The organism is Oleiphilus sp. HI0125, assembly GCF_001635355.1.
The window spans coordinates 1-722 of sequence record NZ_LWGF01000987.1; the positions used below are offsets into that span (position 1 = coordinate 1).

A 722-nucleotide genomic window follows, 5' to 3' on the forward strand; every position below is an offset into this window, starting at 1 on the left:
AAACAGCAACCTAGGTCCTTCGGTAACACGTTTATGTCTATTGGTAACACTGTCTCATGCGCAGCAGCGCAAGACCTAGTCGATATATGTCTTGAGTTAGACATTTTATCGACGAAAACACTGAGTGAGCTGGGATGGGATAGGTCATGGAGCAATAGCCCTGACTCGCGCCTACCAGAATCGGTTCTGATCTCTTTATGGCAAGAGATCGACAAGCACGATAAAGGACGAGGCCTTGGTTTACGCATTGGACAAACAATTAATCCAAACGCCAAGGGATTATTAGCAAGTTGGGTTAGTCAATGTAGTAATTTAGGCGAGGCATTAGAAGTATTTACAAACAATCTTGTGCTCATGAATGCCTCGGAGAACATCACCGTGCACAGGCAAGATAGCCTTGTTAGTTTGACCTTTAATATCGCAAGTAAACAACAATATCCTACCATCGCGATCGAACGCAGTATGAGCGCCGTGATGGCGTGGGCATATTCACTGACGGGTAATGAACTTACGATAGAAAAAGCCGAATTCAGTTTTCCAGAGCCTGATTACGCTCATCAATTTAAACAGATTTTTGGTCACTCAATTCGATTTAACGCTTCATCAAATAGAATCTCGATCAAAGCGCAAGCACTTGAGCTCCCAATCGTCAGCAGCAACTCGTTAGTGAAAGGGATAATTCAATCGAAAGCCTCAGAGCTACTATCAGATATTCAAGGCAC

The 722-nt window shown here is 43.6% G+C and carries 1 protein-coding gene; it reads left to right on the plus strand.

Annotated elements, in window-relative coordinates; translation table 11 throughout:
* Positions 1–33: 33 nt before the first annotated feature.
* On the plus strand, positions 34–722 hold a 689-nt coding region (locus tag A3762_RS16945), incomplete at its 3' end, for an AraC family transcriptional regulator ligand-binding domain-containing protein (protein WP_197469331.1).